Origin of the sequence: Bartonella sp. AA81SXKL, from assembly GCF_042196945.1 — a bacterium.
Lineage (GTDB): Bacteria > Pseudomonadota > Alphaproteobacteria > Rhizobiales > Rhizobiaceae > Bartonella.
On the sequence record NZ_JBHIRH010000271.1, the window covers coordinates 1 to 236 of the forward strand.

Sequence of the window (236 nt, forward strand, 5' to 3'; positions counted from 1 at the left end):
GAGTGTCTCATCAATACGCCGTGAGATAATTGTCGAAAATTCATCGGCGAAGTTTTCTATCTGTGCAATAATTTGTGCACTTTCATTAACAAATTTGTTATAAGCAATAACGGCTGGGATTGCAGCAAACAAACCAATGGCAGTTGCTAAAAGCGCCTCTGCAATACCTGGTGCAACAATGGCCAATGAGGTATTTTGAGAGGCAGAGATAGAAAGAAACGACCCCATAATCCCAA

At 41.1% G+C, this 236-nt stretch carries 1 protein-coding gene; it reads right to left on the reverse strand.

All coding sequences use genetic code 11. The features are described from left to right. Positions 1-236 (reverse strand): MotA/TolQ/ExbB proton channel family protein (locus ACFINZ_RS11030; RefSeq protein WP_375701539.1); only part of this gene is annotated, 236 nt, incomplete at both ends.